Raw genomic sequence first — 17,926 nt, forward strand, 5'->3', positions numbered from 1 at the left:
GTAACGGATTTTGAATTATTATAATGACTATATGATTTTACTGATATTTTTTCCGTAATATTGGCTATCGATTCAAGCGGTAACATATTATTATTTTTTGCTCTGATTAAAATTTTACTAAAATCGCTAATATCTTTTCGATCTTTTTGATTAAATTGTAATATAACGTCATATAAATCATTACTCATTCTAAAATGCCCAATTTGGTGACCTGCAAGTAAATATTGTACCGTTTTGCCTATATTTGCCAAATCCATTCCGTATAAATAAGCCTTATCACGATTGACTTCTATACTTATAGTCGGCATTGCCGATTGTAAATTTCTATTAACATTTAAGAAAATAGGATTTGTTTTCATTATATCAATAAATTGTTGTGATATTTTATCTAGATCATCATATTCAAGGTTCGTTTGAATAGTAAACTCGATAGGGCTACTTGCATTCCCGCTAACCATTGAACGTGGATCCATAGCGTAAATCGACATGCCCGGTATTTCAGAAAACTGCTTATTTAACATATTCTTAATAGTTTCTTGGGAACAAGAACGCTCACCCCAATTTTTTAGAGGAATGAATCCAAAAACGTTATCGCTACTGCCTGCACCTATTACCATCAGATAACCTAATATATCTTTATAATTAGCAAGGATTTTTTCGGCTTCTTTCACTACTTTAGTAGAAGATTCTAAATTAGAACCTTCAGGACCTTTAAGAGAAACTTGTAAGAATCCATCATCTTCTTGGGGTACGAAAATTTTTTGAGTAAATTTAAAACTAATAATCAGCACTATAAATGATGATGCAATAATGATGACAAATTTCTTTTGATTGTCAAAAGTTAGCTTTAGATAGTAAATATATTTATTTTGAATAAATTGTAGAATGTCGTTAAACTTTACTAAGAATTTCGGTAAGTCCGTATTATGTTTTGTAACCATACGACTTGACATCATAGGAGTTAAAGTTAAAGCAACAAATCCTGAGAACAAAACACAAAATGCTAAAGTCCAAGCAAATTCAATAAATAATTTCCCGATAAAACCCTCTATAAAACCCACGGGTAAAAATACGGCAGCAAGCGTAATAGTCATAGCAATGATTGCAAAGCCGATTTCTTTAGAAGCAAGCATAGCCGCTTCCATGGGTTTATGCCCCATTTCATTATATCTAAAAATGTTTTCAAGCATAACTATCGCATCATCGACCACTAAACCTATAGCAAGTATCATAGCAAGGAGCGTAAATATATTAATAGAAAATCCAAAAACATACATTACGCTAAAAGTACCGATCAACGATACCGGAATCGTTACAAATGGAATTAAGGTAATTTTAGCAGAAGCAAGAAATAAATAAGTGACTAAAACTACTAATATTAAAGCTTCAAAAATTGTTTGAAATACTGCATAAATTGATGCTTTTACAGGTGTTGCTGCATCATATGCGATACCCATGCTTATTCCTGTGGGCATGGATTCTTTAATTCTTTCTAGTGCTTTAGTTACTTCATATGATAAATCTATGACGTTAGCTTTTGATTCTTTTATAAGACCAAGGGCAATAGCGCTTTTGCCGTTATATCTAAAAATTATGTCCTCATCGGGAGAAGTTAAAGATATTTTTGCTATATCTCGTAATTTTATGATACCTCCGTTTTGTACTTTTAGAATAATATTACCGAATTCTTCCGGTGTAGATAAAGAACCTGCAAGAGTTACTATAAAATTATTGCTTTTTGTTTTAATCGTACCTGCGGGATAATCTTTGTTTTGCTCTTTTATTGCAGATTCAATCTCCAATAAAGAAATTTTATGTTGATATAATTTTTTAGAATCGGGTTCTATTCTTATTATATATTCCCGACCGCCGTAAATTTGTGACTGTCCTACGCTTTCAAGTTTATCTAACGGTGTTTGTAGATTATCTTCGACGATCTTTGTTAATTCTAAATTGCTATATTGATCACTTTCAATGCTTATGAAGAGGCTTGGGAAACTATCGGCATCAAGTTTTGTAACTGACGGGGCTTTCATATCTTGCGGGAACATATAAGTGATATCCGATATTTTGGCGCGGACATCGTTTAGTGCTACTTCAATATCAGTAGATAATAGAAACGATAAAGTAATACTACTTGTGCCGGTAGAACTTTGAGAAGTTATATAATCTAAATTTTTAACCGTCTTTAAAGCTTTTTCTATACGTGTCGTTATTGCTTGCTCCATATATAAGGCATCGGCACCTGCATAATGAGCTTCGACATTTATAATAGGAACTGAAATATCCGGAGTACCTCTAATTTGTAGTTTGGTAAAAAACATTGCTCCAAGAGCTACGATAACCAAATTCAAAACTGTAGCAAAGACAGGACGTTTAATACAAATTTTAGACAATAACATTGGATTAAAAATTTTATTCTAAATTAATGTGCATAGTGAATTATTACATAATCTGCTATTCGGTTAGAAATATTCTATATAAAAGGTGAAAGACGGTTTCCACTTTTTATGTAAATTAAGTATATATTGTTTTTTATTAAAAAACTTATAATTTTTTATAGAGTAGAAAATTAGTTTTTGTAATTTACTACTGACAATAAATTATGGTTTTAACGATAAATTTTCACTTTAATTACTTGATTAAGATAGTTTTAACAGTATAACTGATGTAAAATGGCTACATTTTTCTATAAATTAATATAATAACGTATATATTTTAAATTTTGTAAATAACTGGCATTTGCAGTATGTGGGTAGTTTGTTATAATTAACACACATAAAAAATATATTGATGTATATTATTGCCAGTTGTATATATTGTTTTATAAAAAAACATCAATACATATTAACCTATTAAAGGAGAATTGATTTTATTATGAGTACACATAACACAAAAGAACCAAAAAAAATGAATAAAACCGAATTTATAGCATTTATGACCGACCATGCTCATAATCATAAACATGCTTCACATAAAACATTAACAAAAGCTGAAGCCGAGAAAGCACTTAATTTAGTTCTTGATAGTGTGATTAGTGCTATAAAGAACCACCATAATATTAATATAACAGGTTTCGGTTCATTTGAAATACATCATAGAAAAGCACGTGAGGGTCGTAACCCAAAAACCGGAGCAAAAATGAAAATAGATGCTTACAATCAACCTACTTTTAGAGCCGGAAGAAAAATGAAAGAAGCTTGTAATTAAAAGAAGTAACGTATTTACAGTACTAATAATTTCTGAACCCCGTTACACGCTTGCGGGGTGACACTAGAAAAACCAGCTCATGCAATAATGCTCTGCAAAAGCCGGAATGATATAGAATACTTCTTAAGTACAATTCATAATGATATTACAACCATTGATAATTGAACGCCTAGAGTTTAACTTAAAACATAATACGCTATACAATAGTTGGCTTATCGAAGCCGAAAATATAGAGCAAGCTTTAAAAGATTTAGAAGAGTTTATATATATTAAGCTTTTTAAGAATAGCATTCCTCTTGACAACAATCCTGATTATCATTTCATCGCTAGGGAAACTTCAGCTACATCTAATGCTAAAAATATTTCTATTGAACAAATAAGAAAATTACAAGACTTCTTAAGTAAAACTTCTGCAATTTCAGGTTATAAAGTTGCAATAATTTATGCAGCAGAGCTTATGAATTTGAATGCAGCGAATTCATGCTTAAAAATTCTTGAAGATGCACCAAAGAATAGTTACATTTTTTTAATTACTTCAAGAGCTGCAAGTATTATTTCTACCATTAGATCAAGATGTTTTAAAATTAATGTTAGAGCATCTATCCATCATACTAAAAACGAATTATATTCCGAGTTTATTCAATCGATAGCAGATAACAAAACGTTAGATTTTATTAATCGCTTTACTACTAAAGACCGAGAATTATGGCTAGATTTTATTGATAATTTATTATTATTAATGAATAGAATCCTTAAAAAATCTGCCAACGTTAATATTGAACTTCTAGATTTGGAAAATAAGATTTTTAATAAACTATCAAATAGACACCCTTCATATTTACTGCAAAAATTTACCAACATAAAAAAGTTAATATATAATACCATTGATTATGATTTGGACTTAAAAACAAGTTATATATTAGTGGTGAATGAGTTTTCGAGTAATTAACACGATATCACTACGTTCCTTTCTATGTTATCCATAAAACAACAAAATATATTGAGATACTCCTTTTTTTAAAAAATAGTTAATAGATATTCAAGATAGAAAGCGGCTTCCCTCTAGAATATAAATTTAATTTATGTTTTATTTTGACTATTGTTAATTTACTCGTAGTATATATTAGGTTTTAGGAACTTTATAAATTAAATTATTTGTATGTTTAAAACTTTAACACAAAATTTAACGAAGATTTTTGATAAGCTAGTTAGCTCAGGCATTTTGACGGAAGCCCAAATAGATGCTGCTATGCGGGATATAAGAGTGGCTCTTTTAGAGTCAGATGTTGCATTACCGGTGATAAAAGATTTTATAGCGGAAGTTAAACAGAAAGCTTTAGGGCAGGAGGTTATTAAGTCTGTTTCACCTGGACAGATGATAATTAAAATTATCCATGAAGAGATGATCAATCTCTTAGCTTCAAGTAAAAGTGAGACAAAGCTAAATTTAAATTCAAAGCCGCCCGTAAATTTCCTAATGGTAGGGCTGCAAGGGAGTGGTAAAACTACGGCGAGTAGTAAGCTTGCTTTACGGCTTAGAAATCAAAATAAGAAAGTTTTACTTGTTTCTTTGGATACTTACAGACCGGCTGCACAAGAGCAACTCGCTATACTTGCAAACTCAGTACAGATTAATTCATTACCTATTGTGCAAGGTGAGAAACCCCTCGATATTGTCAAAAGAGCTATTGCCGAGGCTAAAATTTCTGCTTATGATGTCATAATTTATGATACGGCAGGTCGTACACAAATTGATAAAGCGATGATGGAGGAAGCGCTTGCAATAAAAAAGATAGTGGAGCCTACAGAAACTTTGTTAGTAATCGACAGTATGACAGGGCAGGATGCAGTAGTTACGGCAAGTAGTTTTAATGAAAAGTTAGCAATTTCAGGATTAATTTTATCTAGAATTGACGGCGATTCCAAGGGTGGTGCAGCACTCAGTGTAAAATATATTACTAAAAAGCCGATTAAATTTTTAAGTAGCGGTGAAAACCTAATTGATTTAGAAGAATTCGATGCTGAACGTTTAGCTTCTCGAATACTGGATATGGGTGATATTATCTCTTTTGTTGAAAAAGCAGCTAGTATTGTTGATAGAGAAGAAGCCGAAAAAACGGCAGCTAAATTAAAAAAGGGTAAGTTTGATTTAAATGATTATCTTCAGCAAATGAGAAGTATAAAAAAAATGGGAGGTTTTGGAAGTATACTTAGTATGTTACCGGGTAGCGGTAAAATTATGGATCAAATAAATCCAGCAAAATTAAATAGTAAAATAATTGAACATCAAGAAGCAATTATTTTATCTATGACGCCAAAAGAACGTAAAAATCCTGATATAATTAATGCTTCACGTAGGAAACGTATAGCTGTTGGAGCAGGAACTACGGTACAAAAGGTAAATATTTTGCTAAAGCAATATAAACAAATAAGCGAGATAATGAAAAAAGCCAGTAAAATGAATCCTAAAAATCTATTACGTAGCGGAATTGGAAAATTGTTTTCTTGAATTTATATTATATCTACATTATGTCATTCCTGCGAAGCGGAAATCCAGTCAAGCATATAAAAACAAGTGTTTGTATGGTGATTTTATCAAGTATGTAACTTCTGTAGCAATATTGAAGTTATTTTTCTGGATTCCCACCTACGCGGGAATGACATCGAGTAGGTTTTCCGATCCATGCAACAATGCCGACTTGATTGCGGGATCCAGTAAAAATACTAAAATTATATGGATCCTGTGGTCAAGCCACGGGGGTAACCTTTGCCTTAAGTTGACACCCATGTGTCTTCGCAGGAATGACATCGACGGTTTTTTAAAACTATCCAGTAGTATAATAAGTAACACATATTGACCTAGTATTAAATTTAATTAATTTTTAATTTCAAAGCATTTGCAAAAAATGTATAAATATTGATCAAATAATTGGCACTATCTTTTAAAAATCACTACCACTACCATGCCCACTATCTACACTTCCTAGAAGGTAAGTTTTAGTATTTGGGTCTTTCTCAAGCACATACTCAACAATTCTTCCATGTCATGGGTATACACGCTGCTCTAATACTGAATCTGTAATTAACACAGCCTGGTATTTTTGCGTTAAAGATAAATTCTCTAGCGATGCATATTTTTTGATATGTACTAAATCTTCTACTTTGGATCACCATATTCTGTACCCCATGAATGTCCTGTTCCGAATTCTTTATATCGTATCGTATCAAGTATCGGCACTTCACATGCTATAGCTCCAAATAAATCAGGACGCTGTGTCATTGCAACACTTACTAGCAATCCGCCGTTACTTCCTCCTTTAATTCCTAAATACTCAGGGCTAGTAATATTTTGCTTTATTAAATCCTCTGCTACTGCAATAAAATCATTCAAACCGGTTTGACGTTTTATTCCTTGAGTTGCCTTATGCCACTCAGGACCAAACTCTCCGCCACCTCTAATATTAGTAAGAACACTAACCCCACAATGTTTAACCCATACTTCATTTTCCATGCGCGAGAAATATGGAGAGTTGATTACTTGAAAACCGCTGTATGCTTCAAGTAATGTTGGATTTTTACAATCTTTGTACCTTTTTTATAGACAATAAAATATGGTATTTCATCCGAGCTTGTAGCTTCCTTTTGATCTACAACATAATTTTTGCTATCAAACGGATATAAAGGCTTTCTAATAACTTTTAATTCATGAGTTTTATTCCATAAACAGATAGTGGGAGGAACTATAGAATGTTCTATAGTAATTAATGCATCTTCTTCCTCATCATCAGACAACATACCAAAAATTGTATTTTCATAAGACAGTAAAGTTACCGGTTTTGTCCATTCATGATTTTCTAATGTAAATGTTACTACTTTTGAAAATAACATTCTCATAGCTAGTTAAAAATATCGTATCTTTAGTCATTCTTACAAAATACAATACTTCCCTCTCTGTTGAGGTAAATAATATTTTTAAGCTAGCTTTATCGCTATCTTCGTTTAGAAGATCAGCGTAGTGTATGGCAATAAGTGAACCTGCTTTATATTACTATCTTTAAATTGCCAATCGGAACGCAGTAGCCAAAATACATATTCTTTAAAAGAACCTTCAGGTATTGCATCTGATGGCATATTTATTTTTTGTAATTTTAAGCTCTCATCTTTAGTATCTAAAATATAATGATCGTAATTATAAAAAGCCTTATTTGCAGATATAAATATTAAAGATGAAGAAATATTATCGGTAAAAGCTTACTGGCTGATACACGTATATAAATTCTTTGGTATTTCAAATAGTTTTTTGGCTTTCTCTATAGGTTCTCCTTGCTTCCATATGTAGAGCAAGCTAGGATATAAAGAGTCAGTCACTTCCTCTTGATGCAAAACTGGATAAATATAATAGTATCTTGATCAACCCAAGTAGGGACAGTAAATTTACCTTCTAGTAATTTCCCGCTACTTGTTTTTGGCTCAAAACCATTGTTTACAAAATCTTTTTCTCTAAATCCCATGCTCTAAAAAATATCTCATCCTTACCGCCAAATGACATGGTAATTAAGAAACGATTAGGATTTTGAAAACAATCACTCCTACCTCGATACATTACTTTTTTACCGAGTTTTTTGAATAATTTATCAAAATCGATTAGAACTTCCCAATTTGGTTTATCTTTCGAGTAATTCTCAACCAATATCCTACGCCATAACCCTTGGGCTTTTTATAATCCATCCAAAAATTATACACGTAACCTTTACGTATAGCACCAAAAGGAGTTTTTCTTTGATCATAGCAAACAGATTCTATTTCTTTCTTAACTACCTTATAAGTAGGCATAGATTGGCAAGCCTTTGCTATTTTATCAGTACGCTCTTTTGTCCATTTTAGAGCTTCAGTTTCTTCTAGAAATTTAGTGTCTTTTGGGTTATATATTTATGCATTATTACTTCCCATAGCTTGAACACAAAAAATTATAAAATAGTGGGTAATTTTTTTTCATTATTTTAATAAAATCTATTAAATTAAAAGCTTTATTTAAAGTTTTCTTTGAATTAGAATAGTGTTTTATCATACACCTTGAATAACATCAAAGAAGATGCTAGGTTTTGTAGACATTGCTAATTGATTTGCTATTTTGAGGTCTTTTTTAGCGAAAATTAATAAGATTTTTGTAGAAATAGTTATTCATATTTCAAAAAAATCTTATAATTTGTAGCAAAAAATAACCAAAATTAAATCTTTTTAGCAATGTCTACAAAACCTAAGTTAGCACTAGCAAAAATACAAAATATGAGAGTTATGGCTAATGATTTAAGTATTTATATTCATTGGCCTTTTTGTTTGTCCAAATGTCCGTATTGTGATTTTAATTCTCATGTAGCAAGTACTATAGATCATAAGCAGTGGCTTAAATCTTATGAAACTGAAATTGAATATTTTAAGGATATTATTCAAAATAAATATATAAAATCTATTTTTTTTGGAGGCGGTACTCCCTCTTTAATGAATCCTGTAATAGTTGAAGGAATAATAAATAAAATCAGTAATCTAGCAATTATTGATAATCAAACCGAGATAACTCTAGAAACTAATCCCACATCATTTGAAACTGAAAAATTTAAAGCATTCAAAGCCGCCGGAATTAATCGTGTTTCAATAGGAGTGCAATCCTTAAAAGAGGACGATTTAAAAAAATTAGGTAGGACTCATGATTGTATGCAGGCCATTAAAACAATTGAGGCGGCAAATACGATTTTTCTACGAGTGTCATTTGATTTAATATATGCACGTAGCGGTCAGACATTAAAAGACTGGCAAGAAGAATTAAAACAAGCTATGCAGCTCGCTACCTCACATATTTCTCTTTATCAATTGACTATCGAAAAAGGTACGCCGTGTTATAAATTGTTTAAGGAGGGTAATCTGATTTTGCCGCATTCAGATGCGGCAGCTGAAATGTATGAATGGACGAATCATTATCTAGAATCTAAAAAGTATTTTAGATATGAAATATCCAATTATGCTATGATAGGGTATGAATGTTTGCATAATTTAACTTATTGGAATTATAATAGCTATTTAGGTATAGGCCCCGGAGCTCATAGTAGAATCATTGAATCCTCAAGTTCGGTATCGGCAATTATGATGTGGCATAAACCTGAAAAATGGTTAGATACGGTTAAAACAAAAAATGTTGGTATTCAAACTAATACTAAGTTAACACATCAAGAAACTATTGAAGAAATACTAATGATGGGTTTACGCCTTAGCAAAGGTATAAATATTTCTACATTAGAGCAGAAATTAAACACGAAATTAGAGAATATTTTAGATGTGAATAATCTTAAGCATTATCAAGCGTTAGACTTAATTAGACTAGATGAAAATATCTATCTTACCGACAAAGGTTTAATGCTGTATAGCTACATAGTACCTCGATTGATTATATGAAAATTATTCAAGTAATTTTAAAGTTTATAATTATTTTAATTATTGCTTCTATTCATGTTATGGAATGTAAACTTGAGTTTAAAAAAGATATATGTGAATGGTGTTGAGTATGATCAAAAAGTCGAAAATCCAATTACACCGATAGCAAATGCTATTAAAGCAGATAATATTGATGAAGTAAAAAAATATTAGATGAGGGATATGGAGTAAATCAACCATACTTGGGCTGGACTCCTTTAGATTATGCTATATCGAATAATAATATAAAAATTGCCGATTTTTTATTAAAGTGTGGTGCACCTATGAATTTAATCCATATAAATATAGGATTTATGAAGCTGGAAATTTCCGAACTTTTAATTAATCAGGGCATGAGTCCTAATTTAAGATATGAAGACGGTATTACCGGAATGATGCTAGCCGCAGAAAGAAATAATCTTGATTTAATAAAACTTTTGCTTAAGTTAGGTGTTAATCCTAATGTTCAAAATTCTAAAATCGGAATGACTTCCCTTATTATGCATTATCATATCTTAATGTTGAACCTACTCGTATTTTATTAGAATATGGAGCGGATCAAAATTAAAGATTGCAAAGGGAAAAGAGCTTTAGATTGGATAGCGGTGGATGCTATAGAACTTTACGTAGAATTACTATACTGCTTTATTTGTTGCTCCATTTAAAACTAAACTGAAAATTATAAAAGAAAGAAATAGCATAAAGACTCAAAACAAAGAAAAGCAATAAAAAAGCTTCTCAATTCTCACCATTAAATTTTTGTAGCGTTTCTATTTATACTTCACAAGTTAGGATAAAAACCTATCTTAATTTTCTGCCTTATGTTCTGTCTCTGTCATTGCAAGAAAATTGCATAGCAATTGACGAAGTAAGGAAGAGAAAAAATTCTGATTTACAGAATTTTTTTATTATTTTTTGGGGAGTGCCATGCAGTCTACGACTGCGATGTTGTTAGCCCGATTAAGATATCTTGGTAGCTCAATTGATTTAATAATATCTTTAAGGCTAATATATACTATAAATAGATTCTCATGTCCTTTATGTACAATCCCCCAAATTAAGTGTCAACTATAGGAGATAAGTTATCACTCTTCTTGGTCATTTGGATGGTATGCAGCATCTACATGCCAATCTCAATCATTATACGGCGATTGAGAGCTATGTTCATTATGCGAATTACGTCTTGGTGCTACTGCGCTAATAATATTCTTATCTTCTTTATATAATACAGGCAAACTACCAATTATCCCTATTACTCCATACATATGACAAATTAATTCTTCTATTCCGCTAATCCGTACCTCACCGTCATAGGGAATCATTATATTATAATTTTTTTGATCGATATTTTTTATATGTATAATTTCTGCATTATTATTTACGGTATCTTTAATTTCTTTTGTATAATTTACATATTTTGTATCTACTAAATATAAATCTTTGTTTTCTTTCAACCAGCTAGTTAATCTAACGATTGTATTGTTTAAATTTTCTAATGTTGCTATACAAGTTTTTTCATCTAAAATTTTCCTCCAAACATCATAGCACGCATTATTATAGTCAATATTAGTATCTTCAATGATGAAATAATCCCCTTCTTCAAAAATATTCCAAAATACCTATAGTATTAATATGAGCATCTTCTATTTAAAGTATAGGATGTACTATTTCAGATATTTTGGCTTTTGGGAATATTGCCCCTACTTTATTAGAATCACCTTGTAAAAATTTTATTCTATTATCTTCTTTTTGATAACTATATTTTAATTTCGCTTTTCCTTGGATTCCCGCTTTCGCAGGAATGACATAAAACGCATTTTTCAATTCAGACAACAATGCTTATAGTTGCTCACAATGACAATGTCGGATCTTAGTTAGCAGTATCATTAAGATAAATATACTTCCTTATCTAAAGTATCTTCGCTATTATCTATAATCATAGTAATTGTTGCATCTCCGGTAATATTGATAGTAGTACGTAGCATATCAAGTATTCGGTCAATACCAGCAATAATTGCTACTCCCTCTATAGGTAAGTGAACCGAAGAAAGAACCATAGGAAGCATTATCAAAGAGGCACCGGGAATACCGGCACCACCGATAGATCCAAGTGTTGAGGTGAGAATAATGACTAAATAGTCGTGAGGAGCAAGTGTTACTCCCATCATCTGAGCAAAAAATATGGTGGTAAGAGATAAATTTATAGCAAAGCCGTCCATATTAATTGATGCACCTATCGGAAGTACGAACGAAGTACTAGACTCTGAAATGCCAAGCTTTTCACGACAAACTTGCATAGTAGTTGCAAGAGTTGCCTTACTGCTTGAAGTAGAAAAAGCAAGTATCTGATACTCAAAACTTTTCTTATAAAAAGGTATAGGTGAAACACGACAGAATACACATATAAGTAAACCAAAAACTAAATATTGGAATGTCATCGCTACAACTACCGCTACAACAAGTTTCGATAAACTAATCATTACCTCAACTCCCTGCATGCCTACAATCCAGCCTGTTAAAGCAAAAGCACCGTAAGGGGATAATTGAATAACAAACGATATCATTTTTAATATTAATTTTGACATTACATGAATTAAATCAGTAATAGGTTCACCGATAGATTTCATTTTGTTTAAGGTAATTCCAACAAAAATAGCAAAAAATACAACTTGTAAGACATCACCGTTTGCAAAAGCCTCAACAGCATTATCAGGGACGATATTTACAAAAAAATCAATTATATTAAATGAAGTTCTGCTTGTCGTTCCTGAAGAGGTGAAATCTATATGTACGCCTACTCCTGGCTTTAATACTAAGGCAACAGTGAGTCCAAAAACCGTGGCAAAAAAAGTAGTACCTAAAAAAGCGACTACCGCTTTCATTCCTACTCTACCAAGGGCAGAATTATCATTCATACTAGTGATACCGGAAACCAAACTGAAGAAAATTAAAGGGGTAATGATCATTTTTATCAAACGTAAGAAAATGTCACCGATAGGTTTAATATAATTAACATATTGTGGTAAGTATATACCAAATATAATACCTAAGATTAACCCTAAGGTAACTTTTTGCCATAATTTCATAATTTACTTACTTAATTTTTAAATTTTCTCAACTATAAGTTTATTTATTATTTTGGTTAATCCATTCTAAGTACTTTTGAAAGCCATAGTCAATATTTATTTTTATTATTTGTGGTAATTCATAATTATGAATTTCAAGGAGTTTATTTTCAATTTCATTATAATTAGAAGATTTTGTTTTAATTACAAGTCTATATTCAGTTTCTAAAGTTACTCTACCATTCCATCTAAAGTAACTTTTGACATCGTCAATTTGAATGCAGGCAGTAAGATTTAATTCTAACAAAACAGATGCTATTTTCTCAGCAATTTGCAAATCATTAGTAGTAGTTAAAATTAAACAGCAATCTTGCATACCTAAACCTCAACAAAACAATTCGGTGTTTCATATAGTTTGAGGCTAGTTACGAAGAAGTTTTGACTTACGAAAAGTTTAGGAAAAATTTCATTCTTTAAATGCGTCGCTATATTTTCTGCAGTTGGGTTATTTTGCATGTAATATATTTTTTGACCGGTACAATTTTCTATTTGCTGCCCCATTGCCTTATCGTCTTGATGTAGGATTAAGCTATGATCAAAATTTTCATCAATCCATTTTTTAGCTAAATCCTTAATTAAACCAAAATCGATTACCATACCAAGTTTATCGGTTTTGTTTGCGGCTATAGCGATCTCAAGAACATAGCGATGACCGTGCAGGAATTGACATTTATTCTGATGTTCTATAATTCTATGTCCTGCATCGAACTCAATACGACGAGTACATTTTATCATTATTATATACTTCCTTTCTTTGAATGATTTTACTTTTTTCCAAGAGTAAAAATGGGACCAAGTCATTGTAAGGAAAATTACGAAGTAATTGACGAAGCAATCTCAGGAGTTTGTTACGATTTCATGAGATTACCATGCAGCCTACGGCTGCTCGCAATGACAATTTTTTACAAATTTAACAATAACTTTTCAGGATTCTCAATAAGCTGCTTAATTTTTACCAAGAACGATACTCCTTCTTTCCCATCAATTATACGATGATCGTAAGATAAAGCTATATACATCATCGGACGTATTTCAATTTTACCGTCTATAACTACAGCCCTTTCCTCGGTTTTATGTAAGCCTAGAATACCTGATTGAGGAGGATTAATAATCGGTGTAGATAATAATGAGCCATATACGCCTCCATTAGAAATCGAGAATGTCCCACCTGACAAATCAGCCATAGAAAGCTTACCCTCACGAGCTTGTTTAGCCAAAATTCCTATAGTTTTCTCCACTTCAGCAAATCCCATTTTATCGGCATCCCTAACAACTGGTACAACAAGCCCTTGCTCTGTTCCGACAGCTACACCTATATCATAGTAATTTTTATATACTAAATCATCGCCATCTATTTCAGCATTTACCGACGGAATAAGCTTTAAAGCTTCAATTGTTGCTTTAACAAAGAAAGACATAAACCCAAGTTTCACAGCATGCTTTTTCTCAAACTCTTCTTTATATTGATTACGCAAAGCAATTACTTTTGACATATCGATTTCATTAACAGTAGTCAAAATAGCTGCTGTATTTTGTGAATCTTTTAAACGCTGTGCAATAGTTTTACGCAAGCGTGACATACGAACACGCTGCACTCTTTCTTCATTAGATTTACTTATTGCAGGAGCAGAAGTAGTCGTAGTGTTTATTGCTGCAAGCACGTCACCTTTGGTAATTCTACCGTCTCTACCTGTTCCTTTTATATTATTGGGGTCAAGCTTATTTTCGGTAACTAATTTTTGTACAGAAGGAGCAAGAGTATTATTAGCCACGGCAGGTTTTTCTGAAGTAGGTTGTGTTACTGGTTGAGCTTTAGCAGATTCATTATTAGTACCGGCAGTATTTACAGATGCTCCTTCATTTATTTCGCCTATTTCTTCGCCAACTGCTACATTTGCACCGTCAGTTTTCGATATTTTACCTATAGTACCATTGCAAGGAGCATTAACTTCTAAAGTCACTTTTTCGGTTTCGATTTCTAATAGTAATTCATCGGTTTTAACCGAATCGCCTTCTTTCTTATACCATTTGGCAATAGTTGCTTCCGTTATGGACTCCCCAAGCGACGGTACTATAATTTTCACTCTCATAATTTATTTTACTCCTATATTTTTGTATAGCATCGCCCTGTATAGTTTTATCGTCATTGCGAGAAGACGCTATAAGCGTCGACGAAGCAATCTCAGGCAAATTCCTGAGATTGCCACGCTCTTTTAGTCGCTCGCAATGATGATTATTAGGCAATACCCTAAGAATCATATGCCCAATGCTGTCCTTAATAGTTTCTCTTGCTGTTTATTATGTGCTTGCAGCGAGCCTACTGCTGGAGAGGCTGATTCCTCTCTACCTACATATTTAAATTCATTTTTAATTCCTGCTTCTTTTAAAGCATCGTTTAAGTGAGAAACTATATAACACCAAGTTCCCATATTCTTTGGTTCTTCCTGACACCAAATAAATTCCTGCGTCCTATTATATTTTTTTAATAGCGATGCTACAAGTTTTTTTTCAAAAGGGTATAATTGCTCAAGCCTAATAATCGCTATATTACTGTTATTGCCACGCATTTCAAATAGATCGTAATATACCTTACCGCTGCATAAAATTACTTTAGTAATATTGTTTGTATCTACTTTAGTTACTTCATCTAAAACTGGTAAGAAAGCAGTATTTTCACCTAGCTCGTCAAGTTTAGATACGGCATATTTATGACGTAATAATGATTTCGGCGACATTACGATTAACGGTTTACGGGTATCATCAAGTATTTGGCGACGTAGCAGATGGAAAATCGAAGCAGGGGTAGTAGGGTATGTAACATACATATTATTCTCAGCCGTCAGTTGTAAGAACCTCTCAAGTCTTGCCGAACTATGCTCCGGTCCTTGTCCCTCAAATGCATGAGGTAACAAAACCACAAGCCCACTCATACGAAGCCATTTAGTTTCGCTGCTTGAAATAAACTGGTCAAAAATAATCTGAGCTCCATTAGCAAAATCACCGAATTGTGCTTCCCATAAAACTAAATTTTTTGGGGTTGCGAGTGAATAACCATACTCAAAACCAAGCACCGCATATTCAGATAAATTACTATCGGCTACCTCGTATTTTGCTTGTTCTTTAGATAAATTATTTAGAGGTATATAGGTAGTACCATCAATTTGGTTGTGCAATACTGAATGACGATGCGAGAAAGTACCGCGTCCCGAATCTTGTCCGGTTAGCCTTATATTTGTGCCTGAAGCAAGCAAGCTTGCAAAAGCTAGCTGCTCTGCCGTCGCCCAATCAATAGGTTGATCAGCTGCTAGAGTGGCTTTCCGAGCTTCAAATAGTTTGACAAGTTTTGGATTAACGGCAAAATCTTTCGGTATTTCGCATAGTTTAGTGCCTAAATCGTGTAATGTTTTTTTACTGATACCCGTTATTGTAGCTTGTGTACGAGTACGAGAAATACCTTGCCATAATCCGCCTAAGCAATGTGCTTCTTGCTTATAACTTTTTGCCTGCTCATATTCCTTATCTAGTTTTGCTTTAAATTCTTCTTTTAACTTAGCAAAATAATTATTGTCGATTACACCGCTTTTTACTAACTCATTTGCGTAAATATTTCCAGGGGTCAGTTTGTTTTTAATAATGTTATACATCTTGCCTTGAGTATACATCGGCTCATCGCCCTCATTATGCCCATATTTACGGTAACAAATAATTTCTACTACAACATCCTTACCAAATTTCTGCCTGTATTCTACCGCAATATTGGTGGCTTTTAACACTGCTTCTATATCGTCACCATTAACGTGTAAAATCGGGGCAGCTATGATTTTAGCAAACTCCGTAGAATATCTACTAGCTCTAGTATCTGCAGCATTAGCCGTAAAACCTAACTGATTATTAATGACGAAATGCAATATCCCGCCGATATCATAAGCAGCTAAAGATGACATTGATAGACTCTCGGCAACCACGCCCTGACCGCAAAAAGCAGCATCGCCATGTACTAAAATAGCTTTGACTTTGCTGCGTTTAGTATCTCCAAGAATATCTTGCTTTGCTCTTACTTTTCCTGCAACTATAGGATTTACCGCTTCTAAATGTGAAGGGTTATCAGCTAGCGACAAGTGTATTTTCTTATCCTCTAGAATTCTATCGAACGAATAGCCTAAATGGTATTTTACATCGCCTGAAACATTTAGCTCATCAGGAAATACGCTGCCGCTTATGAAGCCCGCAATAACGGCTTTATATGGCTTACCTACTACTTTAGTTAGAGTGTTTAATCTCCCTCGATGTGCCATACCGATAACGATTTCTGAGACGCCCTGATGCATGGATAAATCTATAGCTTTACTCATAGCAACTATAGAAGCATCACCACCCTCAATGGAAAAACGCTTAGCCCCGGGAAATTTTGTATGTAAATACTGCTCAAACCCTTCTACTTCTACTAAATCATTTAAGATAGTTTTTTTGTCTTCAGAAGAAAACGTAACTTCGCTTTCTAGCTTATTATATAACCAATTTTTTCCTGCTACATTTTCTATTTGTTCAAACTCTACACCTATAGAACCTGTATAAACTTTATCGAACTTGGTCACTAATTCAGATAATTTACAGTTCCAAGTACCGACAAATTCATCCGTAATATTGATATTTTCTTCTAGCTGACTGCTATCAAGACCAAAAGTTTCTATATTAAGCTTTAAATCATTTTTTGTTTTACGTAGCTCAAGACCAAGCGGATCAAGATTCGCTAAATAGTGAGCATGCTTGCGATAAGCATTGATCATTTCCTTAGCTTTTAAACTATTTAAGTCTTCAGAAGATAAATTATTATTTAACGATTCTTTTTTTATTTCATCAGGGATAATTATTTTTGCCGTACTTTTATTGAGTAAAGTATTATTATCCTGAATGCCGGCAAAAAATTCTTGCCAAGTTTGATCAACCGAGGCAGGGTTGGCTAGATATTGCTTATATAGCTCTTCAACAAAAACAGCATTCTCGCCAAATAAATAACCTGTTTTTTTAAAGTCTTCTTCCATATTATTGTTTGTATTGTTTTAGTTGTTGTCATAAGCCGTCATTGCAAGCGACTGCAAGGAGCGTGGCAATTTCAGCAATTCTTC

At 32.6% G+C, this 17,926-nt stretch carries 12 protein-coding genes and 2 pseudogenes; 5 read left to right on the forward strand and 9 right to left on the reverse strand.

The features are described from left to right. Window positions 1-2,402 (reverse strand): annotated as a pseudogene (locus tag BG75_RS01510) (efflux RND transporter permease subunit); the annotation flags it as partial. A gap of 475 nt (window positions 2,403-2,877) precedes the next feature. Here BG75_RS01510 and BG75_RS01515 point away from each other — a divergent pair. From BG75_RS01515 to ffh, 3 genes are all read left to right on the forward strand, one after another. Continuing rightward, a complete protein-coding gene (locus tag BG75_RS01515) occupies window positions 2,878-3,210 on the forward strand; it encodes an HU family DNA-binding protein (RefSeq protein WP_062811185.1) in 333 nt (110 codons plus the stop codon). A 139-nt stretch (window positions 3,211-3,349) separates the two neighbouring features. Then, a complete protein-coding gene (locus BG75_RS01520) occupies window positions 3,350-4,159 on the forward strand; it encodes a DNA polymerase III subunit delta' (RefSeq protein ID WP_217284867.1) in 810 nt (269 codons plus the stop codon). A gap of 210 nt (window positions 4,160-4,369) precedes the next feature. After that, the gene (ffh, locus tag BG75_RS01525; protein WP_062811186.1) at window positions 4,370-5,719 is read left to right on the forward strand and encodes a signal recognition particle protein; all 1,350 of its coding nucleotides are present in this window, start codon (window positions 4,370-4,372) and stop codon (window positions 5,717-5,719) included. Window positions 5,720-6,081: 362 nt separating this feature from the next. Here ffh and BG75_RS09420 read toward each other — a convergent pair. Next, window positions 6,082-8,139 (reverse strand): annotated as a pseudogene (locus BG75_RS09420) (prolyl oligopeptidase family serine peptidase). 315 nt (window positions 8,140-8,454) lie between these two features. Here BG75_RS09420 and hemW point away from each other — a divergent pair. After that, window positions 8,455-9,657, forward strand: a complete 1,203-nt coding sequence (hemW, locus tag BG75_RS01550) for a radical SAM family heme chaperone HemW (RefSeq protein WP_062811189.1) — start codon at window positions 8,455-8,457, stop codon at window positions 9,655-9,657. A gap of 221 nt (window positions 9,658-9,878) precedes the next feature. After that, complete coding sequence (locus tag BG75_RS01555) at window positions 9,879-10,220, forward strand: ankyrin repeat domain-containing protein (RefSeq protein WP_062811190.1); 342 nt, start codon at window positions 9,879-9,881, stop codon at window positions 10,218-10,220. Between the two features lie 588 nt (window positions 10,221-10,808). Here the strand turns inward: BG75_RS01555 and BG75_RS10780 are convergent. From BG75_RS10780 to BG75_RS01590, 7 genes are all read right to left on the reverse strand, one after another. Then, window positions 10,809-11,129, reverse strand: coding sequence for a cephalosporin hydroxylase (locus BG75_RS10780; RefSeq protein WP_252903573.1), 321 nt, complete (start codon window positions 11,127-11,129; stop codon window positions 10,809-10,811). A 193-nt stretch (window positions 11,130-11,322) separates the two neighbouring features. Then, window positions 11,323-11,508, reverse strand: coding sequence for a hypothetical protein (locus BG75_RS01565; protein WP_062811191.1), 186 nt, complete (start codon window positions 11,506-11,508; stop codon window positions 11,323-11,325). Window positions 11,509-11,561: 53 nt separating this feature from the next. Then, the gene (locus BG75_RS01570; protein WP_062811192.1) at window positions 11,562-12,761 is read right to left on the reverse strand and encodes a dicarboxylate/amino acid:cation symporter; all 1,200 of its coding nucleotides are present in this window, start codon (window positions 12,759-12,761) and stop codon (window positions 11,562-11,564) included. A gap of 40 nt (window positions 12,762-12,801) precedes the next feature. Then, window positions 12,802-13,116 (reverse strand): divalent-cation tolerance protein CutA, encoded by a 315-nt coding sequence (gene cutA / locus BG75_RS01575; protein WP_010976888.1) that lies wholly within the window; start codon window positions 13,114-13,116, stop codon window positions 12,802-12,804. Between the two features lie 2 nt (window positions 13,117-13,118). Then, window positions 13,119-13,535 (reverse strand): 6-pyruvoyl trahydropterin synthase family protein, encoded by a 417-nt coding sequence (locus BG75_RS01580; protein WP_062811233.1) that lies wholly within the window; start codon window positions 13,533-13,535, stop codon window positions 13,119-13,121. Window positions 13,536-13,702: 167 nt separating this feature from the next. Continuing rightward, the gene (gene odhB, locus BG75_RS01585; RefSeq protein ID WP_062811193.1) at window positions 13,703-14,890 is read right to left on the reverse strand and encodes a 2-oxoglutarate dehydrogenase complex dihydrolipoyllysine-residue succinyltransferase; all 1,188 of its coding nucleotides are present in this window, start codon (window positions 14,888-14,890) and stop codon (window positions 13,703-13,705) included. A 165-nt stretch (window positions 14,891-15,055) separates the two neighbouring features. Beyond that, window positions 15,056-17,842, reverse strand: a complete 2,787-nt coding sequence (locus BG75_RS01590; protein ID WP_062811194.1) for a 2-oxoglutarate dehydrogenase E1 component — start codon at window positions 17,840-17,842, stop codon at window positions 15,056-15,058. Between the last annotated feature and the right edge of the window lie 84 nt (window positions 17,843-17,926).

The organism is Rickettsia endosymbiont of Proechinophthirus fluctus, from assembly GCF_001602635.1.
Lineage (GTDB): Bacteria > Pseudomonadota > Alphaproteobacteria > Rickettsiales > Rickettsiaceae > Rickettsia > Rickettsia rickettsii.